Source organism: Pseudomonas sp. DWP2-2, assembly GCF_049897065.1.
GTDB classification, from domain to species: domain Bacteria; phylum Pseudomonadota; class Gammaproteobacteria; order Pseudomonadales; family Pseudomonadaceae; genus Aquipseudomonas; species Aquipseudomonas paracarnis.
This window is the reverse complement of the sequence record NZ_JAFCVN010000002.1, coordinates 717,173-737,797: the sequence shown is the minus strand read 5'-3', so window position 1 is coordinate 737,797 and position 20,625 is coordinate 717,173. Positions and strand designations below refer to the sequence as shown.

At 59.8% G+C, this 20,625-nt stretch carries 20 protein-coding genes; 10 read left to right on the top strand and 10 right to left on the bottom strand.

Going from position 1 to position 20,625, the window contains the following annotated elements; all coding sequences use genetic code 11:
• Positions 1 to 46 precede the first annotated feature (46 nt).
• Both ACP7CZ_RS07460 and ACP7CZ_RS07455 read right to left on the bottom strand, forming a co-directional pair.
• The gene (locus tag ACP7CZ_RS07460; RefSeq protein WP_054897893.1) at positions 47 to 529 is read right to left on the bottom strand and encodes a GAF domain-containing protein; all 483 of its coding nucleotides are present in this window, start codon (positions 527 to 529) and stop codon (positions 47 to 49) included.
• Positions 526 to 1,416, bottom strand: coding sequence for an ATP-binding protein (locus tag ACP7CZ_RS07455; protein WP_034127157.1), 891 nt, complete (start codon positions 1,414 to 1,416; stop codon positions 526 to 528). Before ACP7CZ_RS07455 ends, ACP7CZ_RS07460 begins: the two co-directional genes overlap by 4 nt.
• Before the next feature lie 163 nt (positions 1,417 to 1,579).
• Between ACP7CZ_RS07455 and ACP7CZ_RS07450 the strand changes: the two genes are divergently transcribed.
• A complete protein-coding gene (locus ACP7CZ_RS07450; RefSeq protein ID WP_034127156.1) occupies positions 1,580 to 3,889 on the top strand; it encodes a hybrid sensor histidine kinase/response regulator in 2,310 nt (769 codons plus the stop codon).
• Between the two features lie 21 nt (positions 3,890 to 3,910).
• Here the strand turns inward: ACP7CZ_RS07450 and ACP7CZ_RS07445 are convergent, their stop codons facing one another.
• Both ACP7CZ_RS07445 and msrB read right to left on the bottom strand, forming a co-directional pair.
• A complete protein-coding gene (locus ACP7CZ_RS07445) occupies positions 3,911 to 4,396 on the bottom strand; it encodes a glutathione peroxidase (RefSeq protein WP_034127155.1) in 486 nt (161 codons plus the stop codon).
• 150 nt (positions 4,397 to 4,546) lie between these two features.
• Entirely contained in the window at positions 4,547 to 4,939 is a 393-nt protein-coding gene (msrB, locus tag ACP7CZ_RS07440; protein WP_034127154.1) for a peptide-methionine (R)-S-oxide reductase MsrB, read from the bottom strand.
• 202 nt (positions 4,940 to 5,141) lie between these two features.
• On the opposite strand from msrB, the gene ACP7CZ_RS07435 reads away from it, so the two are divergent.
• Both ACP7CZ_RS07435 and htpX read left to right on the top strand, forming a co-directional pair.
• On the top strand, positions 5,142 to 6,353 hold the full coding sequence (locus ACP7CZ_RS07435; RefSeq protein ID WP_044273990.1) for a pyridoxal phosphate-dependent aminotransferase: 1,212 nt from the start codon (positions 5,142 to 5,144) through the stop codon (positions 6,351 to 6,353).
• 304 nt (positions 6,354 to 6,657) lie between these two features.
• Positions 6,658 to 7,545: a protease HtpX gene (htpX, locus tag ACP7CZ_RS07430; RefSeq protein WP_003189904.1), complete on the top strand. Its 888-nt coding sequence runs from the start codon at positions 6,658 to 6,660 to the stop codon at positions 7,543 to 7,545.
• A gap of 198 nt (positions 7,546 to 7,743) precedes the next feature.
• Here htpX and ACP7CZ_RS07425 read toward each other — a convergent pair whose 3' ends face one another.
• A complete protein-coding gene (locus ACP7CZ_RS07425; RefSeq protein ID WP_294156502.1) occupies positions 7,744 to 8,400 on the bottom strand; it encodes a thiopurine S-methyltransferase in 657 nt (218 codons plus the stop codon).
• Positions 8,401 to 8,503: 103 nt separating this feature from the next.
• Here ACP7CZ_RS07425 and ACP7CZ_RS07420 point away from each other — a divergent pair, with 103 nt between their 5' ends.
• A complete protein-coding gene (locus ACP7CZ_RS07420; RefSeq protein WP_089042692.1) occupies positions 8,504 to 9,271 on the top strand; it encodes a DODA-type extradiol aromatic ring-opening family dioxygenase in 768 nt (255 codons plus the stop codon).
• A 133-nt stretch (positions 9,272 to 9,404) separates the two neighbouring features.
• Here the strand turns inward: ACP7CZ_RS07420 and ACP7CZ_RS07415 are convergent, their stop codons facing one another.
• Complete coding sequence (locus ACP7CZ_RS07415; RefSeq protein WP_014717677.1) at positions 9,405 to 11,078, bottom strand: DEAD/DEAH box helicase; 1,674 nt, start codon at positions 11,076 to 11,078, stop codon at positions 9,405 to 9,407.
• A gap of 423 nt (positions 11,079 to 11,501) precedes the next feature.
• On the opposite strand from ACP7CZ_RS07415, the gene ACP7CZ_RS07410 reads away from it, so the two are divergent.
• Positions 11,502 to 12,293 carry a crotonase/enoyl-CoA hydratase family protein gene (locus ACP7CZ_RS07410; RefSeq protein WP_072448170.1) on the top strand — a complete coding sequence of 264 codons (792 nt, stop codon included), beginning with the start codon at positions 11,502 to 11,504 and terminating at the stop codon, positions 12,291 to 12,293.
• A 127-nt stretch (positions 12,294 to 12,420) separates the two neighbouring features.
• Here ACP7CZ_RS07410 and ACP7CZ_RS07405 read toward each other — a convergent pair whose 3' ends face one another.
• Positions 12,421 to 13,176 carry a spermidine synthase gene (locus tag ACP7CZ_RS07405; protein WP_034127149.1) on the bottom strand — a complete coding sequence of 252 codons (756 nt, stop codon included), beginning with the start codon at positions 13,174 to 13,176 and terminating at the stop codon, positions 12,421 to 12,423.
• A gap of 123 nt (positions 13,177 to 13,299) precedes the next feature.
• Between ACP7CZ_RS07405 and ACP7CZ_RS07400 the strand changes: the two genes are divergently transcribed.
• On the top strand, positions 13,300 to 14,646 hold the full coding sequence (locus ACP7CZ_RS07400) for a class II 3-deoxy-7-phosphoheptulonate synthase (protein WP_181124393.1): 1,347 nt from the start codon (positions 13,300 to 13,302) through the stop codon (positions 14,644 to 14,646).
• 97 nt (positions 14,647 to 14,743) lie between these two features.
• On the opposite strand, the gene ACP7CZ_RS07395 is transcribed toward ACP7CZ_RS07400, so the two are convergent.
• Complete coding sequence (locus ACP7CZ_RS07395) at positions 14,744 to 15,973, bottom strand: winged helix-turn-helix domain-containing protein (RefSeq protein ID WP_096144168.1); 1,230 nt, start codon at positions 15,971 to 15,973, stop codon at positions 14,744 to 14,746.
• A 45-nt stretch (positions 15,974 to 16,018) separates the two neighbouring features.
• Positions 16,019 to 16,225, bottom strand: a complete 207-nt coding sequence (locus ACP7CZ_RS07390) for a DUF1127 domain-containing protein (RefSeq protein WP_054920152.1) — start codon at positions 16,223 to 16,225, stop codon at positions 16,019 to 16,021.
• 70 nt (positions 16,226 to 16,295) lie between these two features.
• Here ACP7CZ_RS07390 and ACP7CZ_RS07385 point away from each other — a divergent pair, with 70 nt between their 5' ends.
• Complete coding sequence (locus tag ACP7CZ_RS07385; RefSeq protein WP_054897900.1) at positions 16,296 to 17,177, top strand: LysR family transcriptional regulator; 882 nt, start codon at positions 16,296 to 16,298, stop codon at positions 17,175 to 17,177.
• Here the strand turns inward: ACP7CZ_RS07385 and ACP7CZ_RS07380 are convergent.
• A complete protein-coding gene (locus ACP7CZ_RS07380; RefSeq protein ID WP_034127144.1) occupies positions 17,167 to 17,916 on the bottom strand; it encodes a sulfite exporter TauE/SafE family protein in 750 nt (249 codons plus the stop codon). The genes ACP7CZ_RS07385 and ACP7CZ_RS07380 overlap by 11 nt on opposite strands.
• A gap of 108 nt (positions 17,917 to 18,024) precedes the next feature.
• On the opposite strand from ACP7CZ_RS07380, the gene ACP7CZ_RS07375 reads away from it, so the two are divergent.
• From ACP7CZ_RS07375 to ACP7CZ_RS07365, 3 genes are all read left to right on the top strand, one after another.
• Positions 18,025 to 18,975: a LysR family transcriptional regulator gene (locus ACP7CZ_RS07375; RefSeq protein WP_034127143.1), complete on the top strand. Its 951-nt coding sequence runs from the start codon at positions 18,025 to 18,027 to the stop codon at positions 18,973 to 18,975.
• Positions 18,976 to 19,056: 81 nt separating this feature from the next.
• Positions 19,057 to 19,509: a MarR family winged helix-turn-helix transcriptional regulator gene (locus ACP7CZ_RS07370; protein WP_034127142.1), complete on the top strand. Its 453-nt coding sequence runs from the start codon at positions 19,057 to 19,059 to the stop codon at positions 19,507 to 19,509.
• A gap of 687 nt (positions 19,510 to 20,196) precedes the next feature.
• Positions 20,197 to 20,616, top strand: coding sequence for an organic hydroperoxide resistance protein (locus tag ACP7CZ_RS07365; protein WP_034126737.1), 420 nt, complete (start codon positions 20,197 to 20,199; stop codon positions 20,614 to 20,616).
• Positions 20,617 to 20,625: the final 9 nt, after the last annotated feature.

The window sequence follows — 20,625 nt, the reverse complement described above, 5'->3', positions numbered from 1 at the left end:
GCGAGCAAATGCGCTCCTACCGCGACCAGCATAAGTACCCACCGCTTCAGCAGTCGGTCAACTGCAGGAAAATCTCCGCCAGCCGCTCAATCCCCTCCTGGTCCTGAGGGGTAAAGCGGCCCAGCAATGGGCTGTCGAGGTCAAGGACACCAATCAGTTGGCCGTCCTTGACCAATGGCACCACCAATTCACTGTTCGAAGCGCTGTCGCAGGCGATATGGCCTGGGAACGCGTGCACGTCCTCCACGCGCTGGGTTTTCCGTGAGGCCGCAGCCGCACCACACACGCCGCGACCAAACGGAATGCGCACACAGGCGATCTGCCCCTGAAAGGGCCCAAGCACCAGCTCTTCGTTACGATTGAGATAAAAGCCAGCCCAGTTCAAGTCATCCAACTGGTTGAACAGGAACGCGGAAAACTGCGCACTGTTGGCAATAAAATCGCGCTCATCAGCCAGCAATGACTCCAGTTGCGCGCAGAGCATGGCATAGCCATCAAGGCCGCTGCCGGCCTGTTGTAAATCGATCATGGTTGACGTTCCAGCAATTTAAGACCCACCCAGTAACGGGCGAATTGGTAGGCGCACCGGCCATTGCGGTTGCCGCGCCCAGTGGCCCAACGCACCGCGAGAACGTCAAGCTGCTCATCGCGTTGCCACTGCAAGCCGGCCTTGCTGGCCAACTCACCGATCCAGTGTTCCACCACATCCAGGAAATGCTCCTGGGTAAAGGGGTAGAAGGACAACCACAAGCCAAAACGATCCGACAAGGCGATCTTGTCTTCAACCGCCTCGCTCGGGTGCAATTCGCCGTCCACGCGTTTCCAGTTGTCATTGTCGCTCTGGTTTTCCGGCACAAGGTGGCGACGGTTGGACGTGGCGTACAGCAGCACGTTTTCCGGCGCCTGTTCCAGGGAACCATCCAGCACGCTCTTGAGCACGCGATAGTCACCTTCGCCGGCCTCGAACGATAGGTCATCGCAAAACAAAATGAAGCGTTGTGGTAGCTTGACCAGTTGCTCGACCACCCGCGGCAGGTCAGCCAGGTGGTCACGCTCGATCTCGATAAGACGCAGGCCGGCGTTGGCGTGCTGGGCGAGCAAGGCCCGGACCATGGAAGACTTGCCGGTGCCACGCGAACCCCATAACAGGGCGTGGTTGGCGGGTAACCCATCAAGGAACTGTTGGGTGTTGCGCGCCAGTTGTTCACGTTGTTTGTCGACACCGATCAGGTCCGACAGGCGCATGTCCAGGCTCACTTCCAACGGTAACAGGAAGCCATTGCGACCTTCGCGCTGCCAGCGGGCGGCCAGGCATTGGTGCCAGTCGATCGCCTGACGTGGGGCGGGTAACAACGGTTCCAGGCGAGCCAGCACCGCATCGGCGCGCTCAAGAAAGGCATTCAATCGAGAATCCACAGCTATTCCTCTGGCAACTTCTTGCAAAAGATGGCGTATTGGCAACCCTGCGGCAAACTGTAGGGCTGCATCAAACAAACGATTCATGCCGGGCGAGCCAAAGCTTGTGGATGTTCAGCTATGCTTGCCGGGCGAAGGGAAACGCTAAGTGGTTCAACACTCGATGGATATCAAGTTCGCCCACCGCTTGTCTTATAAACAAGCCAGATTAACTGTGCTGGTCGGTTTCGTCTTGGGAACCCTGCTCAGTCTGATCCAAATCGGCATTGATTATGCCAGTGAAGACGCATCCATCAACCGTGAAATACGCTCACTGATTGAAATCAGCCATAACCCGGCGTCAAGAATCGCCTACAACATCGATGCCGAACTCGCCCAGGAACTGACCTTGGGCCTGCTGCACTCCCCCGCCATCATCCGCGCGCAGTTGATCGACAACAATGGCGTGGTGCTGGCCGACGTCAACCGTCCGCGCAAGGAAAGCAACTATCGGCCGGTCAGCGATTTTCTGTTTGGTGCCAATCGCCAATTCGAAGACCGACTGTTTCTCAGCCATATGCCCAACGACTCCCTTGGTGTGCTACGCCTGGACGTCGATACTTATGCCTTTGGCAGCCGTTTCCTGCATCGCGCCGAGATCACTCTGCTCAACGGCTTCGCCCGCAGCCTGCTGCTCACCGGGATTTTGCTCGGCCTGTTCTACGTAATGCTCACCCAACCGCTGGTGCGCATTATCCGCGAGCTGAGCACACGCAAACAGGCGCGCCTGGATTGCCCACCGGGGCATGAACACGATGAAATCGGCGTGCTGGTCAGCGTCGCCAACCAACAATTCGAAAACATGGAAACCGAGATCCAGCAACGGCGCCATGCCGAAGATCGCCTCACGGAGTATTTGGGGCAACTGGAAAATATCGTTTCTGCGCGCACCCTCGAACTCAAGGCCAGCAACCAACGCTTGAGCCAGTCCAACGATGAGCTGGAGGCGGCGAAAATGACTGCGCTGGGCATGGCTCAGGCACGGGCAGCATTCCTGGCCAATATGAGCCATGAAATTCGTACGCCGCTCAATGGGTTGCTGGGCATGATTGCCCTCTCACTGGATAGCCCGCTGACCGCCGAACAGCGCCAGCAACTGTCCATTGCCCATGACTCAGGCAAAGTGCTGGTGGAGTTGCTCAACGATATTCTTGACCTGTCCAAGTTCGACGCCGGCCAGCTGGAACTGGAGCATATCCCGTTCGACCTGGGCTCATTGGTGGAAGATACCGCCAACCTGCTCTCGCAAAATGCCGCTCCGAGCGTGGAGCTGACCTGCCTGATCGACCCGCAATTTCCCGCCCAGGTGGTCGGCGACCCTACCCGTGTGCGGCAGATCGTCAGCAACTTGCTCTCCAACGCCTTGAAGTTCACCCGCTTTGGCCGCGTCGATGTGCGTCTGCGCGCCCTAGAAGGCCGGGTCAGCATTGAAGTGTGCGATACCGGCATTGGCATCGCCCAGGAAGCCCAGGTGAAAATCTTCCAGCCGTTCACCCAGGCCGGCGCTGGCATTACCCGCCAGTTTGGCGGGACGGGATTGGGCCTGGCGTTGACTCATAACCTGTGCGAAGCCATGCAAGGCCGCTTGAGTATCAGCTCGGAGGTGGGCTTTGGCAGCCAGTTCTGCGCCGACCTCCCACTGCCCGCGCATTTGCCTGCCATGCGCTATGCACCGCTCACGGGCGAGGTGATCGCCATCACCAACGCCGGCGGCGGGCTGACGGAGCTGCTCACCACGCTATTGCCCTCTTGGGGGCTGACACCGCGCTGCTATTCCCAGGACGATGATTTGAGCGGGCTGGCGCCCGACCTGTTGATCACCGACTGCCCTGAATGCTTGTTCCGCTTGCGCCCGGGCATCAGCGCGCCGATTCTGCTGGTTACCGCCTATGGTAACTTTTTGCCCAGCGAAGAAGTCACGGCCCTGGCGCCGCTGCAGCAACAAGCGCGCCCATTGAGCCGCAACGCGCTGTACCAGATCCTGCAACGCAACCTGCGCAGCGGCGCGCAACTGGTGCTCGACCCGGTCCAGATAGAAACCGCACCGCTTGCGCACCGCGCGCGCATCCTGCTGGTGGAGGACAACGCGGTCAATCAACTGGTGGCCAAGGGCATGCTCAGCAAGCTCGGGTGTGAGGTGATCGTCGCGGCCCATGGCGGCGAAGCCCTCAAGCTTCTGGAGGACCAGCGCTTCGACTTGGTGTTGATGGACTGCAACATGCCTGTGATGGATGGCTATGAGGCCAGCCGACAAATTCGCCGGAGCGGGCGTTGGCCGGACTTGCCCATTGTTGCCTTGACCGCCAACGCGATGGCCGAAGAACGCGAGCGTTGCCGGGCCGCTGGAATGAACGATTACCTGGCCAAGCCGTTTCGCCGTGAAGAACTCAACGCCTTACTGGAACTGTGGGTACCGAAGACAACCAGCCTCTGATGGGTACCCGCAATATTGCGGTCATTTGAGCAGGGCTTCAATCTCCTGGGTCAAGTCCTGGGGCTTGGTGGTTGGCGCAAAACGCTTGACCTGCTTGCCATCACGGCCGATGAGAAACTTGGTGAAGTTCCACTTGATGTTCTTGGAACCCAGCAGCCCCGGGGCCTGTTTTTTCAACTGCACAAACAACGGGTGGGCATCGCTGCCATTGACGTCGATTTTCTTGAACAGCGGAAAACTGACACCAAAGTTCAGCTCGCAGAACTCGGATATCGCGCCTTCATTGCCGGGTTCCTGCTTGCCGAACTGGTTGCAGGGAAAGCCGAGCACCACTAGGCCCTGGTCCTTGTATTGCTGCCAAAGTTGCTCGAGGCCCTTGTACTGCGGTGTGAAGCCGCATTTGCTCGCGGTGTTGACCACCAGAATGGCCTTGCCGGCAAAGTCGGCCAAGGTCTTTTGCTCACCCTTGATGGTGGTGCAAGGGATGCTCAGCAGGGAGTCGCTCATGGCAATGCCTCAAGTCAGGGAAAGAACAGCCTTATTTGTAGGAGCGAGCTTGCTCGCGAAAAACTATCAGACGCCGCGTTCATTCAGGAAACCCGCCCTATCGTTGACGTTTTTCGCGAGCAAGCTCGCTCCTACAGGGACCATGCAAGCCTAGCGCGGCACCAGCTCCAGGCATACCGAATTGATGCAGTAGCGCAGGCCCGTCGGCGGGGGGCCGTCCGGGAACACATGCCCCAAGTGTGCATCACACTTGGCGCAGGTGACTTCGGTGCGAATCATGCCGTGGCTGACATCGCGGATCTCGACCATCGCGCTGTCGGCGATCGGCTCATAGAAGCTGGGCCAGCCACAGCCGGAATCAAACTTTGCCTTGGAATCGAACAGCGGCTCGTTGCAGCAGATGCAGTGGTAGACGCCGTCGGTCTTGGTGGCGTTGTACTTGCCGCTGAACGGTCGCTCGGTACCCTTGAGACGGCACACGTTGTACTGCTCCGGATCGAGCATCGCCTTCCATTCATCTACAGTTTTCTGCAACTTATCCATCGGTACACCTCGGCAACTGAAAAACCCTGATCTGTGTCTTTTCCATGGATCAGGCGGCACGTATGATTGCGCCTCTTCAAAACGCCAGTCTGGCACCCGCGCCATCGGCATTCAAACGTATTTATGGGTGCGGGCCGTGCAGGCTTCACCCTACGGTAGTGCCTACGCCGTCGGGATCGTTCATTTTCAGGATCACATCGCCATGCAGGTCAGCAAATCGAACAAGCTCGCCAACGTCTGCTATGACATTCGCGGCCCGGTGCTCAAGCACGCCAAACGCCTGGAAGAGGAAGGCCATCGCATCCTCAAGCTGAACATTGGCAACCCGGCGCCGTTTGGTTTCGAAGCGCCGGACGAAATCCTTCAGGATGTGATCCGCAACCTGCCGACCGCCCAGGGTTACAGCGACTCCAAGGGCCTGTTCAGCGCGCGCAAGGCGGTGATGCAGTACTACCAGCAGAAGCAGGTCGAAGGCGTCGGCATCGAGGACATCTACCTGGGCAACGGCGTGTCCGAGCTGATCGTGATGTCCATGCAGGCGTTGCTCAACAATGGCGATGAAGTCCTGGTGCCAGCCCCGGATTACCCGCTGTGGACCGCCGCCGTGACCTTGGCGGGCGGCCACCCGGTGCATTACCTGTGTGATGAGGGCGCCGACTGGTTCCCGGACCTGGCCGACATCAAGGCCAAGATCACGCCCAACACCAAGGCCCTGGTGATCATCAACCCGAACAACCCCACTGGCGCCGTGTACTCCAGGGAAGTATTGCTGGGCATGCTGGAACTGGCGCGTCAGCACAACCTGGTGGTGTTCTCCGACGAGATCTACGACAAGATCCTCTACGATGACGCCGTGCATATCTGCACCGCCTCCCTGGCCCCGGACCTGCTGTGCCTGACCTTCAATGGCCTGTCCAAGTCCTACCGCGTGGCGGGTTTCCGCTCCGGCTGGATCGCCATCTCCGGCCCCAAGCACAATGCGCAAAGCTACATCGAAGGCATCGACATGCTGGCCAACATGCGCCTGTGCGCCAACGTACCGAGCCAGCACGCGATCCAGACCGCCCTCGGCGGCTACCAGAGCATCAACGACCTGATCCTGCCCCAAGGTCGCCTGCTGGAGCAACGTAACCGCACTTGGGAGCTGCTCAACGCTATCCCCGGCGTGAGCTGTGTGAAGCCCATGGGCGCGCTTTACGCGTTCCCGCGGATCGACCCGAAAGTCTGCCCGATCCTCAACGACGAGAAGTTCGTGCTCGACCTGCTGCTGTCAGAAAAACTGCTGGTCGTGCAAGGTACCGCCTTCAACTGGCCATGGCCGGATCACTTCCGCGTGGTGACATTGCCACGTGTGGATGACCTGGAGATGGCGATTGGTCGCATCGGTAACTTCCTGAAGTCCTATCGCCAGTAAGGCAATTGAAGCTGTACGACTCACAAAGGGTCGTACAGCGATTATCTGGCAACACTTCTGTGTCACTTACTTGCGGTTGTACTTCATTTGGCCCCTGCCTATGACGTGCCCCCTATAATCACGGGGCGACAGGGTAGCATCGGGTCGAGCAAGGCTGACAATACAGGTCGGAAAATCCCTTCAAGGCCCTACGCCAACGGTGTAGGACACAGTTTGAAATAGTCCCCCGGTTGAATCACCCCATGCCGCACCTTATATACCCCGCAGTGAGCGACATATTAAGCATGAGGAGAATTCTACAACCATGATGCGCATCCTGCTGTTCTTGGCCACTAACCTGGCAGTCGTACTGATTGCCAGCGTCACCCTGAGCCTTTTTGGCTTCAACGGGTTCATGGCGGCCAATGGGGTTGATCTGAACCTCAATCAGCTGCTGATTTTCTGTGCAGTCTTTGGTTTTGCCGGTTCGCTGTTCTCGCTGTTCATCTCCAAGTGGATGGCAAAGATGAGCACCAGCACCCAGATCATCACGCAACCACGCACTCGCCATGAACAATGGCTGATGCAAACCGTGGAGCAGTTGTCTCAAGAAGCAGGCATCAAAATGCCCGAAGTCGGGATTTTCCCGGCTTATGAGGCCAACGCCTTTGCGACCGGCTGGAACAAGAACGACGCGCTGGTGGCCGTGAGCCAGGGCCTGCTGGAGCGGTTTTCGCCCGACGAAGTCAAGGCGGTGCTGGCCCACGAGATCGGTCACGTGGCCAACGGTGACATGGTCACCCTGGCGCTGGTACAGGGCGTGGTGAACACCTTCGTGATGTTCTTTGCGCGGATCATCGGCAACTTCGTCGACAAGGTCATCTTCAAGAACGAAGAAGGCCGTGGTATTGCCTACTTCGTGGCGACCATTTTCGCCGAGCTGGTCCTGGGCTTCCTGGCCAGCGCCATCGTGATGTGGTTCTCGCGCAAACGCGAGTTCCGCGCAGATGAAGCCGGCGCACGCCTGGCGGGCACCAGCGCAATGATCGGCGCGCTGCAACGCTTGCGCTCCGAACAGGGCCTGCCGGTGCATATGCCCGACAGCCTGACCGCCTTCGGCATCAACGGCGGCATCAAGCAGGGCCTGGCTCGCCTGTTCATGAGCCACCCGCCGCTGGAAGAGCGGATTGACGCACTGCGTCGCCGGGGCTGATAGCCGGATGACTCAACAAGGGGGCGATCTGATCGCCCCTTTTTTGTGCCTGCTGATTTCACCGCTCTCTGTAGGAGCGAGCTTGCTCGCAAAAAACTCGCAGGCGCCGCGTTCATTTAGCAAGCACGCGTTATCGTTGACGTCTTTCGCGAGCAAGAACTAGGCGTCCCCCTCGCTCCTACAAAAGGAAAAACCCTTTTAGCGCCTGGTCAGCCGATAAGCACGCTCTTCAAGGCGAGCAACACCGTCCTGCAGGAACTTTCCGCTCTCCCTCAGGATGTCCCGCTCCTCCAGCCGCTCCAACGCCCAATGCAGTGCAAATAGCACCTGCACCTCCTCGTCCGTGACAGCAAAGGGTGGGCCGGCCTTCTGCCCTTGGTCGTAATCGAGGGTAATCAGCAAACCCTGGCAGCCTGAGGGCAGCAAGGCATTCAGATGCTCTGCGTATCGCGCGCGCATCAGTGGCGGCAATGCTATCAACGCTGCGCGGTCATAAACGGCGCTGCAACCGGCCAGCGCCCCGGCATCGAGGCTAAAGAAATCGCCACACCACAGCTCGATCATGCTGGCCTGGTAGACCTTGAAGGCGCCCTGCTGACTGATGTGCGGCACAAGCTCCTGCTCGCTGAAGAACGCCTCAACCGCCTGCTCCGACAGCTCCACGCCCATTACCGGGTACCCCTGGCTCTTGAGCCATACCAAGTCCAGGCTTTTGCCACACAACGGTACCAGCACCTTTGCCCCCTCGGGCAACCCCAGCACGGGCCAGTGCCGTTGCAAATAGGGATTGACCTCGCGCTGATGGAAGCCGATCTGATTGCTCGCCCAGCGGTCCTGCCAAAATTCAGGCTGCATGAATCACTCCGAAAATTCGATCAAAAGGCGCTAAAACTTATATTAGATTTAGATCGATGATCTGATTGAAGATGACTCCATCTTAACCCTCAGGACCCTGCTCATGCTCCCCAGCCTGTTTATCTCCCACGGCTCGCCCATGCTGGCCTTGCAACCCGGTGCCAGCGGTCCTGCGCTGCAGCGCCTGGCTGCCGAACTGCCACGGCCCAAAGCCATTGTGGTGGTGTCGGCGCATTGGGAAAGCCCGGACCTGCTGGTCAGCGGCAGTGCTGCCCCCGAAACCTGGCACGACTTCGGTGGCTTTCCGCGCGAGCTGTTTGCGGTGCAATACCCCGCGCCGGGTGACCCGCAGTTGGCCAGTGAGATCGTCGAACTGCTGCACGCCGACGGCCTGGCTGCACGTATTGACGAGCAACGCCCCTTCGACCACGGCACCTGGGTCCCGCTGTCGCTAATGTACCCGGCAGCGGACATCCCGGTGGTACAAGTGTCCTTGCCCAGCCGCCTGGGCCCGGCTTTGCAGACTCGAGTCGGGCATGCACTCGCGAGCCTGCGCGAACAGGGTGTGCTGCTGATCGGCTCCGGCAGCATCACCCACAACCTGGGCGAACTGGATTGGCGCGCCGGGCCGGAGACGATTACATCGTGGGCCCGGGAATTTCGTGACTGGGTGGTCGACAGACTCGCGGCCAATGATGACGCCGCCTTGCATGACTATCGCCGCCAGGCGCCACATGCCGTGCGCAGCCATCCCAGCGATGAACATTTGCTGCCGCTGTACTTTGCGCGGGGTGCGGGCGCAGATTTCAGCGTGGCGCACCAAGGCTTCACACTGGGTGCCTTGGGCATGGATATCTATCGCTTTGGCTGAAACCGTTATACCTGTGGGAGCTGGCTTGCCTGCTCTCACAGTTGATCGCGTCGGAGCCTAAAACATGAGGCGAAAAAAAATCCCCGAACCAGTCGGGGATTTTTTATGTGCGATCAATCAGCCCAAGGGCGGATCAATCTTCGCGGTAGCGACGCAGCTTGAGCTGCTTACCGGCAACGCGAGTGTCTTTCAGCTTGGCCAGCAGTTTTTCCAGGCCGTCTTCCGGCAACTCCACCAGGGAGAAGCTATCACGCACCTGGATGCGACCGATGGCTTCACGTGCCAGGCCACCCTCGTTGAGGATAGCGCCCAGCAGGTTCTTGGCAGCGATACCATCACGCGCACCCAGCGCGGTACGGCAACGAGCACGGCCTTCAGCCAATGGCACTGGAGCACGACGCTCACGGTCACCACGGTCTGGACGGTCACCGGAACGCTCTGGACGATCACCGCGTGGCGCGCTGTTCGGAACCAGTGGACGTTCTTTTTCGATGGCTGCCAGGGTCAGGGCCTGACCATTGGTAGCTTTGCGCAGCAGGGCTGCAGCCAGGGCACGCGGGGTGCAACCGATATCGGCGGTCAGGCGGTCCAGCAGGTCGCCGTGGGTCGATTCAGCGTCAGCCACCAGTGGCGCCAGGCTGTTGGTCAGTTTCTTGATGCGCGCATCGAGAACGGCCTGGGCATCCGGCAGGCGGACTTCGGCAACTTTCTGGCCGGTAACACGCTCGATCACTTGCAGCATGCGGCGCTCACGTGGAGTCACCAGCAGCAATGCACGACCTTCGCGACCGGCACGGCCAGTACGGCCGATACGGTGAACGTAGGACTCTGGATCGTAAGGCATGTCAACGTTGAACACGTGGGTGATACGTGGAACGTCGAGGCCACGGGCAGCAACGTCGGTCGCCACAACGATGTCCAGACGGCCATCCTTGAGGGAGTCGATCACGCGCTCACGCTGGTTCTGGGCAATGTCACCGTTCAGCGCAGCGGCTTTGTAGCCTTTGGCTTCCAGGGCGCTGGCCAGGTCCAGGGTCGCTTGCTTGGTGCGCACGAACATGATCAGGGCGTCGAAGTCTTCGACTTCCAGCAGGCTCAATACAGCCGAGGTCTTCTGGTCAGCGTGAACCAACAGGTGAGCCTGTTCGATCGCGGTAACGGTTTGGGTCTTGGTCTGGATCTTCACGTGCTCCGGATCGCGCAGATGGCGTTCGGCAATGGCACGGATGGACTGCGGCAGGGTAGCCGAGAACAGTACGGTCTGACGGGTCGCTGGCAGCGCCTTGAAGATGACTTCCAGGTCATCCATGAAGCCCAGCTTCAACATTTCGTCAGCTTCGTCCAGAACCAGGTGGTTCACGGTCGACAGGACTTTTTCATCACGACGCAGGTGGTCGCACAGACGGCCCGGAGTGGCGACAACGATCTGTGCGCCATTGCGGATTGCCTTGAGTTGTGGGCCCATAGGCGCGCCGCCGTAAACGGCCACAACAGTTACACCCGGCATTTGCTTGGCGTAGGTTTCAAAGGCGGTTGCTACTTGCAGCGCCAACTCACGGGTTGGCGCCAGGATCAGGGCTTGCGGCTCGCGCTTGGCAGGATCGATGCAATGCAGAATAGGCAGGGCGAACGCGGCGGTTTTACCGGTACCGGTTTGCGCCTGGCCAATCATGTCCTTACCGGCCATGATGATCGGGATCGATTGCTGCTGAATCGCCGAAGGTTCTTCGTAGCCGGTCGCTGCGACGGCTGCAAGAATATTCGGGTTAAGATTAAAAGCGGCGAAGCCGCCGGTTTCCTGGGTCATGGGTCTGCCTCTAAGTGCATCCGCAAAGACCCATGCTCCAAAGCTGCGCATGCCGTGTTGAGACTCAAGAGTCGCCCTGGCTGCTTTGTCGGCGGGGATTTGCGAAAACGAATGAATGAAAAAGATTCGTCAAGGAAGAGTCCGCTGTGCGGACGTGCAGCCGAAGCTGACTTCGGGGAATTGCGCTACCTAAACGCGGCCCGGTTAAAGGCCGGCGCGCACTATACCGGAAATAGCTGAAAAAGGGAGCTTTTTTTATCGCCAGGCGCCGATAAACCGCACTGGGTCACGCGCTTTGCAGATCCATGCGCCAGGGTCTATTTTTCAAAGGCCCGGCCCTGTTGGTTATCGAGCTTAAACGGTTCACCCACCCATTGAGACCCTTTGGTCTGAAACCTCACCTGCGCCCCGAGGGCACACCCGATGAATCAAGCCAGCAGTAGCCGTGTCAGCCGCGCACTTGAGGGCCATGTTCTATTGCTAGGCCTGGACCGCGTGGCCAAGCGCAACGCCTTTGACCTGGATTTGCTCAATGAACTGAGCCTGGCCTATGGCGAATTTGATCGAAACGATGACGCACGGGTGGCCGTGGTGTTTGCCCATGGCGATCACTTCACCGCAGGACTGGACCTGGCCAATGTCAGCGGCGTAATGGCCGGCGGCTGGCAACCGCCGCTGGGAGGGTGCGACCCGTGGGGGGTGTTTGCCGGCCCGCGCGTGAGCAAGCCGGTGATCGTCGCCGCCCAAGGTTACTGCCTGACCATTGGTATCGAGTTGATGCTGGCGGCGGATATCAACCTCTGCGCCAGCAATACCCGCTTCGCCCAGATGGAGGTGCAACGCGGCATCTTTCCGTTTGGCGGCGCGACATTGCGCTTTCATCAGATTGCCGGCTGGGGCAATGCGATGCGTTGGCTGCTCACCGGCGACGAATTCGACGCCCATGAGGCCCTGCGCCTGGGGTTGGTGCAGGAAGTGATAGCCAGTGAAGACCTGTTGCCCCGTGCCATTGAATTGGCCAACCGCATTGCCCGCCAGGCGCCGCTGGGTGTGCAGGCAACGTTGATGTCGGCACGCCTGGCGCGCATGGAGGGTGAGGCCGTCGCAGCCGCCGCGCTGCCGCCCATGGTGGATAAACTGCTCAACAGTGAGGACGCCAAGGAGGGTGTTCGGGCGATGGTCGAGAAGCGGCCCGGGGTGTTCAAGGGGATTTGAACAAACTGAATTAGCCGTCGCCAGTGAGAGCCTCTTCGCGGGTAAGCCCGCTCCCACAGGGGATTGCATTTCAACACAGAGTGCAACTCGACTGTGGGCTTGCCCGCGAAAGCGTCCGAACTGACAACTAAGTTGCTGGCCGAATCGCCTTGATCAACGGCTGCAACGAATACCCCAATCGCGGCGCCAAGGCTTCGGCGCGGGCTGACAGCGCATCCAGGTCCAGCACCTGATCCAGCTCCGAAGGCACCAATAGAATCACATTGCCCTCCTTCACCGGCAGCTCCCAGTAATGCCGGTGGTACAACCCACGCAGCAACGCCGCCCCCAGCGGCTTGCCGTCATCGGTGGCCCACTGGTTGATCACCAGCCAGCCGCCGGGGTTGAGTTTCTTCTGACAGTTTTCCAGGAAGGTCCAGGCCAGATGCCCCACGCCCGGGCCGACATCGGTGTAGAGGTCGACGAAAATCAAATCGGCCGATTCAGCACTGTCGAGCAATTGCAGCGCGTCACCAATGCGGATGTACAAGCGCGGATCGTCATCCAGCCCCAGATATTCAATCGCCAGGCGCGGCACATCGGGGCGCAGCTCAATGGCTTCGACATCCTCCAGCGCCAGGAACTTGAGGCATGCCTGGGTCAACGTGCCCGCGCCCAGGCCGAGGAACAACGCACTTTCCGGCTGTTCATGGCACAACGCGCCGATCAGCATCGCGCGGGTGTAGTCGTACTCCAGCCAGCTCGGGTCAGCAGTGAACACACAGCTTTGCTCGATGGCGTCGCCAAATTCGAGAAAGCGGTAATCAGCCACTTCAAGCACACGGATCATGCCGAATTCATCATGGACTTCGGCCAGCAGGCGCTCGACACGCTCCTCGCTCATCACTACTCCTAAAGGGTTTACCGCACGACAAAGGCGCGATTGTCGGCCAAGCGGCAACCACAGGTCACGCACTAATTGCTGCTAACATTGACGCCCTAACATCCACCTGCAAACGAGTTCATGATGAGCCACCCCTGGAGTCCCGATAGCTGGCGAGCCCTGCCGATCCAGCAGCAACCCCGATACCCGGACGCCGCGCACTTGGAGCAAGTGGAGCAGAGCCTGGCGAGCTACCCGCCTCTGGTGTTTGCCGGCGAAGCCCGCGAATTGCGCCGTCAGTTTGCCGAAGTGACCCAGGGTCGTGCCTTCCTGCTGCAAGGTGGCGATTGCGCCGAGAGCTTCGCCGAGTTTTCCGCCGCGAAGATCCGCGACACCTTCAAGGTGCTGCTGCAGATGGCCATTGTCATGACCTTCGCCGCCGGTTGCCCGGTGGTGAAAGTCGGGCGCATGGCCGGCCAGTTCGCCAAGCCACGTTCGGCCAACGATGAAACCATCGACGGCATCACCCTGCCCGCCTACCGTGGCGATATCGTCAACGGCATCGGCTTCGACGAAAAAAGCCGCGTGCCAGACCCGGACCGCCTGTTGCAGTCCTACCACCAGTCCACCGCCACCCTCAACCTGCTGCGCGCCTTTGCCCAGGGCGGTTTTGCCGACCTGCACCAAGTGCACAAGTGGAACCTGGATTTCATCGCCAACTCCGCCCTCGCCGAAAAGTACAGCCAACTGGCCGACCGCATCGACGAAACCCTGGCCTTCATGCGCGCCTGTGGCATGGACAGCTCGCCGCAATTGCGCGAAACCAGCTTTTTCACCGCCCACGAAGCGTTACTGCTCAACTATGAACAAGCCTTCGTGCGCCGCGACAGCCTGACCAACGATTACTACGACTGCTCGGCGCATATGCTGTGGATCGGCGACCGTACCCGTCAATTGGACGGCGCCCATGTCGAGTTCCTGCGCGGGGTGAACAACCCGATCGGCGTGAAAGTCGGACTGAGCATGAACCCGGAGGACCTGATCCGCCTGATCGACATCCTCAACCCGGATAACGACCCTGGCCGCCTCAACCTCATTGCCCGTATGGGTGCAGGCAAGGTCGGCGACCATTTGCCCAACCTGATCCGTGCCGTGCAGCGCGAGGGCAAGCAGGTGCTGTGGAGTTGCGACCCAATGCACGGCAATACCATCAAGGCCAGCAGTGGCTACAAGACCCGCGACTTTGCGCAGATCCTTGGCGAAGTGAAGGATTTTTTCCAGGTGCACCAGGCAGAAGGCAGCTATGCCGGCGGGATCCATATCGAGATGACCGGGCAGAACGTCACCGAGTGCATCGGCGGCGCACGACCGATCACCGAAGATGGCCTGTCAGACCGCTACCACACCCATTGCGACCCACGGATGAATGCCGATCAGTCGCTGGAGTTGGCGTTCCTGATTGCCGAGACCTTGAAACAGGTAAAGCGCTGACGTTTTATCGACGGGGATGACGCCATCGCGGGCAAGCCCGGCTCCCACATTTGAACGCGTTTCTCTGTGGGAGCCGGGCTTGCCCGCGATAGGGGCCTTAAAGGCTGACATCCCGGTTCAGCATCGCAGCCCTCAACCGGGCAGCACTGGGCCGCTGGCAATTGAGCTGGATCTGTTCCAGCCCTAGCCAGTCGGCCATCTTTCGCAGGTTCAAGGCCAGCGCCAACATACCTTCCTCATCCAGCCCAGGTTCTTCCTCGTGCACGGCATGCACGGCCAGGCGCCCATGGGCACGCTCGGCCCGCAGGTCGACGCGTGCGGCAATGCGTTCGTTGTGGAGAAACGGCAGGACGTAATAGCCGTACACGCGTCTTTCTTGCGGCGTGTAGATCTCCAGGCGATAGCGAAAGTCGAACAAGCGCTCGGTGCGGCTGCGCTCCCATATCAGCGAATCGAACGGCGACAACAATGCACTGGCCGGCACGTTGCGCGGCAGTTTGGGCACCGCCAGGCAATACGCTGGTTGTTTCCAGCCCCGCACCTGGCACGCCAGCAGTTGCCCATCCTCAACCAGCTCGGCCAAGCGGTTGCGGCTGTCGGCGGGGTCGAGGCGAAAATAATCGCGCAGGTCTTTTTCAGTGGCGACACCCAATGCAGTCGCACTGTGCAACAGCAAGCCACGCTGCGCTTCACCTTCACTCATGGAGACCCTGAGCACCTCTGCGGGAATAACACGCTCGGGCAGATCATAAAGCCGCTCAAACCCTCGACGACCGGCAACCGTGACCAGGCCAGCGGCGAAGAGCCATTCCAGCGCGTGCTTTTCATCACTCCAATCCCACCAGGGACCGGCACGCTCCTCGCGGGTCGACAAGCTACCCGCCCCCACGGCGCCCTGCTGTTCGACGGTGCGCAACACGCGCTGGATCGTCGCCTGCTGTTCACGGCCAAAACGTGCCATCTGCGAATAGATCCCCTGCCCTTGCCGGGCGCGCTCCATACGCCAACCCATCAGCGGGTACAGCGCCAAGGGCAGCAGCGACGCCTCATGCCCCCAGTATTCAAACAGAGAACGCCGCCGCCCCAGGCTCCAGGCCGCCTGCTCAAGAATCGATGGGGAATAAGAACCAAGGCGGGAAAACACGGGCAGGTAGTGGGAACGCACCAGCGCATTGACCGAGTCGATCTGTAAAACGCCCAGGCGCTCGATCAAGCGGTTGAGGTGCGTGGCCTTTATCTGTGCAGGCGCCTGGCGCCCGGAAAACCCCTGGGCAGCCAGCGCCATGCGTCGAGCTTGCTTGAGTGAAATACACAGGTCGGCGGGCATGGCGATCTCCATTGAGGCTCGCGCCCTACCCTACTGCATCCGGGCTTATTTTCGCAGCGGGTCTTCCCAGAAATGCCGATGGCTTTCCTGCGCGACGTCGGCGCGATTGAGCCCGATGTCCTTGAGTGCGTCATCGCTCAGGGTCGCCAGCATCTGCCGCTCCTGATGCAACAGCTGCCAACGCGCGAATGTGTGAAAAAGCCCAGCAAACAGCCAGTTATCCGTCGATATGAAACCTTTTTGACCTTTCATCTTCTCGCCCTCCAGTGGGGATGACGACAGTGTGTGCCTGGCATTATGATCAATCCAACGAATGTTTCTTATGCATTACATCTCGGAGATTGATCAATTGTCCGCCTATCCCAGCATCGACACAGACGTGCTGCGCACCTTCGTCGCCATTGCCGACCAGGGCGGTTTCACCCGTGCCGGCGAGACGGTCAATCGCACTCAATCGGCGGTCAGCATGCAGATGAAGCGTCTGGAAGAAGACGTGTTGGAGCGCAAACTGTTCGAGCGCGATGGCCGGCAGGTACGGCTCACACCCGAAGGCCAGGTGCTGCTGGGTTATGCGCGGCGCATCCTGAAATTGCACAGTGAAGTGTTCAATACCCTGCGCGAGCCGCATATGGTGGGATTGGTGCGCATCGGCACGCCGGATGACTATGTGATGCGCTTTCTGCCAGGGATCCTGAAACAGTTCTCCAAAGCCTACCCACTGATTCAAATCGAAATGCACTGCGAAGCATCGACCGTATTGATGCAACGGCGGGACTTGGCGCTGACCGTGATCAGCCGCGAGCCCGGCAATGATCTGGGTGAGTTGTTGCGTACCGAACGCATGGTATGGGCAGCATCACCGTGCTTTTGTGTGGAGGAGCACGATGCCCTGCCTCTGGCGGTGTCCGGCGACGAGTGCCTGTACACCCATTGGGCACGTGCGGCATTGGACGCGGCCGGGCGAGATTATCGCCTGGCCTATCACAGCTCTAACGGAGCAGCGATCCTGGCGGTGGTGAGTGCGGGCCTGGCGGCGATGGTCAGCATGGAAAGCCTGGTCACCGACGACCTGCGAGTGCTCGGCAGCGACGAAGGCTTCCCGACTTTGCCGTCGATGAACCTGCGCTTGCTGCGTAACCCGCAGATGACCTCGCCGATCACCGAGTGCCTGGCGGACTACATCGTCGAAGGCTTCAAACTTTAAAGGTAAGCATCACCGCGCACACCACCAAAAAGCCACAGAACAGGCCGCGCAACAGGCGCTCCGGCAAGGCATGAGCCACTTTCACGCCCCAACTGATACTCAGCAGGCCACCCACCGCCAGCGGTAGGCCGATCATCCAGTCCACCTCGTGGTGCCAGGCATAGGTGACCAGGGTCACACCGGTACTGGGCAACGCCAATGCCAACGACAACCCTTGGGCAACCACTTGAGTAGTGCCGAACACACTGGTGAGTACCGGTGTGGCCACCACCGCGCCGCCGACCCCGAACAGCCCGCCCATGGAGCCGGATGCCGCGCCCAAGACGCCAAGCCAGGGCCAGGAATAACGCATTTGCGTGGTGGGCGGCGCGTTGCGGGTAAACATGCGCAGCAGGTTGTAGGCAGACAGCGCCACCAAGAACGCAATAAAACCAATGCGCATGGCGCCCGCATCCAGCCCCACCGCCCAGATCGATCCCAGCCAGGCAAAGCAAAAGCCGGTCACACCCAAGGGTAAGGCGTGACGCAACTCGATGCGGTTACGTTGGTGATAGCGCCACAGGGCGAGCATCACGTTCGGCACGACCATGACCAAAGCGGTGCCCTGGGCAATTTGCTGATCCAGCCCGAACAACACGCCGAGTACCGGGATAGCAATCAGCCCGCCGCCGATGCCAAACAGCCCACCCACGGTGCCCAACGCCGCACCCAATGCCAAGTACATCACTAGATCCCACACCGCTCGCTACTCCGCAATTCCAAGTTTTGCATGCTACGCAGTCGGCTCTGGCGCGGAAACGCACAGCAACGCACAATGGCTGTGCCAATCTCGCATAAGCGTCGAGCCATGAACCCCAACACCTTGACCGACCAACTCAGCCTGTTTCTGGATGTGCTGGAAGCCGGCAGCTTTTCCGCCGCCGCGCGCCGCCATCCGCTGACACCTTCCGCCGTGGCCCGGCGCATCGACAGCCTGGAAAGCTCCGTGGGTAGCCGCCTGTTCCAACGCAGCACCCATGCGGTGGTGCCCACCTCGGCGGGCCTGGCCTTTGCCGAGCGGGCACGACGGATTGTCAACGAGTTGCAGCTGGCGCGGGCTGAAGCGGTCTCGCTGAGCCATGCGCCGGAGGGGTTGATCCGGGTCGATGCGCCCGCAGCATTCGGCCGCCGGCATCTGGCGCCGGTCATTGCGGACTTTTTAAACCTGTACCCAGGACTGGACGTGCACCTGCACTTGATCGACAGCTTTGTCGATATGCAGGGCGCGCATCTGGGCAAGGTCGATCTGGTTCTGCGCGCTGGGCATATTGTCGATACCCGGCTGGTCGCTACGCCGTTGGCGAGCATTGTGCGTATCGCCTGCGCCAGCCCCGCGTACCTGAAAAGCCGTGGCACGCCGGCCCATCCTCGAGAGCTGAGCGAACATGATGGCCTGGACTGGGACGGGCTGGCGCCAATGTTCGCCTGGCGCTTCGAACTGGACGGGCGTCGCACCACCTATCGCCCCCGGCGCATCCGCATGAGCGCCAACAATGCCGAAGCCCTGCTTTCGGGTGCACTGGCCGGGCTGGGCATCGCTCATCTGCCGACCTGGTTGGCCAGTGAATACCTGGTACGCGGTGAGCTGTTGCCGCTGTTTTGTGAAGACGGTTTGCCGAGCCCGGAAACCGCCGGCATTTATGCGCTGCGCCTGGAGCAACAGCCCAATGCGCGCAGCCGATTGTTGCTTGAATATCTTAAATCCCGTTTCAGCCCGGTGCCGCCTTGGGATCTGGCATTGCAAAGTGGCTTGGTCTGACGCCTCCGGCAAGAATTACCTGGCGCATTAAAGATTTGCCCGCTAGATTCCAGCCCAGACATGCTTATTCGAGACGCTACCATGAGCAAAAACCCTGATCCTTGCGAATCGCTGTTGCTGGACAACCAGCTGTGCTTCGCCCTGCACTCTACTTCATTGCTGATGACCAAGGTCTACAAGCCGCTGCTCCAAGCCATCGGCCTGACCTATCCGCAATACCTGGCCATGATGGTGCTGTGGGAAGAGGATGAATTGACCGTCAGCGAAATCAGCAGCCGCCTGCTGACGGACCCAGGCTCCATGACGCCACTGCTCAAGCGCCTGGAAGCCGAGGGCCTGCTCAGCCGTACCCGCAGCCGCGAAGATGAACGAGTGGTAGTCGTGGAACTGACCGACACCGGGCGCGCCTTGCAGGAGAAGGCCAAGGATGTTCCGCAATGCATCCTGGGCGCCAGCGGGATGGCGCTGGAGCAATTGCGCAAGCTGCAAGGAGACCTGATCGCGTTGCGCGCCAATCTGCAAACCAGCCTCTGACGCAACACACACCTAAAAAGTGGGAGCTGGTTTGCCTGCGATGGCCATAGGTATCTACACAACTTCGGCACGACGCTAAATCTGTGTCGAGGGAGCTTGCTCCCGTGACGGCCTGGCAGCCGACACAGATATAACTGATGCCCCGCGATCCAAGGTGGGAGCTGGCTTGCCTGCGAAGACGGCCTGACAGTCAACACAGTTGGACCGTGTACATATCCATTCCTGCGGTAACGGCCACTTAGGGTTCCGCTTTTACAGCGGCTCACTTTTGAAAAGCCGGAATGCCGGCCCAGACAAAAGTAAGCAAAACGCTCTTGCCCCACCACTCGGCACCTCGCCCAGGCTCGGTGTGCCTGTAATCCGCCAGCGTGGTTTAACGGGCGCCTAAGATCAAAAGCAGATCAAGATAAAGAGCGGCTCGCTTCGCATCGTGGTTACCGTTGAGCTAACAGAGTTATGTAGATACCTATGCTGGGATTGCGGTACATCAGTCAACAATGCATTGACTGACACACCGCAATCGCAGGCAAGCCAGCTCACACTTTTTGCTCTGCGGTGCCCTCAATTTTTTCAATCAGCCAAAAAACTGAAAAATTAACTTGCGCACTAAACATTAGCGCTATACATTCGCCTCACCAACTACTTAGCGCGCAAATGTTTAGCGCTAAACATACAGAGGAACGCCCCATGCAAACGCTCTATACCGCAGTAGCCACCGCCACTGGCGGCCGTGATGGTCGCGCCGTTTCCAGCGACAATATCCTCGACGTCAAACTGTCGACTCCCAAGGAGTTGGGTGGCGCCGGTGGCCAGGCCACTAACCCCGAGCAATTGTTTGCTGCCGGCTACTCCGCCTGCTTTATCGGCGCACTGAAATTCGTTGCCAGCCAGACCAAACGCAAAATCCCGGATGACGCTTCGATCACCGCCCACGTTGGCATCGGCCAGATCCCTGGCGGCTTCGGCCTGGATATCGACCTGCATGTCAGCCTGCCGGGCCTGGCCCAGGATGACGCGCAAAGCCTGGTCGACGCCGCGCACCAGGTCTGCCCGTACTCCAACGCCACCCGTGGCAACGTTGATGTGCGCTTGCATGTAACGGTCTGAAAAACAGAC

Bases quoted from the DNA above. Each gene is read 5' to 3' on its own strand.
- ACP7CZ_RS07460 (WP_054897893.1), bottom strand. From the start codon at position 529: ATGATCGATTTACAACAGGCCGGCAGCGGCCTTGATGGCTATGCCATG.
- ACP7CZ_RS07450 (WP_034127156.1), top strand. From the start codon at position 1,580: ATGGATATCAAGTTCGCCCACCGCTTGTCTTATAAACAAGCCAGATTA.
- ACP7CZ_RS07445 (WP_034127155.1), bottom strand. From the start codon at position 4,396: ATGAGCGACTCCCTGCTGAGCATCCCTTGCACCACCATCAAGGGTGAG.
- msrB (WP_034127154.1), bottom strand. From the start codon at position 4,939: ATGGATAAGTTGCAGAAAACTGTAGATGAATGGAAGGCGATGCTCGAT.
- ACP7CZ_RS07435 (WP_044273990.1), top strand. From the start codon at position 5,142: ATGCAGGTCAGCAAATCGAACAAGCTCGCCAACGTCTGCTATGACATT.
- htpX (WP_003189904.1), top strand. From the start codon at position 6,658: ATGATGCGCATCCTGCTGTTCTTGGCCACTAACCTGGCAGTCGTACTG.
- ACP7CZ_RS07425 (WP_294156502.1), bottom strand. From the start codon at position 8,400: ATGCAGCCTGAATTTTGGCAGGACCGCTGGGCGAGCAATCAGATCGGC.
- ACP7CZ_RS07420 (WP_089042692.1), top strand. From the start codon at position 8,504: ATGCTCCCCAGCCTGTTTATCTCCCACGGCTCGCCCATGCTGGCCTTG.
- ACP7CZ_RS07415 (WP_014717677.1), bottom strand. From the start codon at position 11,078: ATGACCCAGGAAACCGGCGGCTTCGCCGCTTTTAATCTTAACCCGAAT.
- ACP7CZ_RS07410 (WP_072448170.1), top strand. From the start codon at position 11,502: ATGAATCAAGCCAGCAGTAGCCGTGTCAGCCGCGCACTTGAGGGCCAT.
- ACP7CZ_RS07405 (WP_034127149.1), bottom strand. From the start codon at position 13,176: ATGAGCGAGGAGCGTGTCGAGCGCCTGCTGGCCGAAGTCCATGATGAA.
- ACP7CZ_RS07400 (WP_181124393.1), top strand. From the start codon at position 13,300: ATGAGCCACCCCTGGAGTCCCGATAGCTGGCGAGCCCTGCCGATCCAG.
- ACP7CZ_RS07395 (WP_096144168.1), bottom strand. From the start codon at position 15,973: ATGCCCGCCGACCTGTGTATTTCACTCAAGCAAGCTCGACGCATGGCG.
- ACP7CZ_RS07390 (WP_054920152.1), bottom strand. From the start codon at position 16,225: ATGAAAGGTCAAAAAGGTTTCATATCGACGGATAACTGGCTGTTTGCT.
- ACP7CZ_RS07385 (WP_054897900.1), top strand. From the start codon at position 16,296: ATGCATTACATCTCGGAGATTGATCAATTGTCCGCCTATCCCAGCATC.
- ACP7CZ_RS07375 (WP_034127143.1), top strand. From the start codon at position 18,025: ATGAACCCCAACACCTTGACCGACCAACTCAGCCTGTTTCTGGATGTG.
- ACP7CZ_RS07370 (WP_034127142.1), top strand. From the start codon at position 19,057: ATGAGCAAAAACCCTGATCCTTGCGAATCGCTGTTGCTGGACAACCAG.
- ACP7CZ_RS07365 (WP_034126737.1), top strand. From the start codon at position 20,197: ATGCAAACGCTCTATACCGCAGTAGCCACCGCCACTGGCGGCCGTGAT.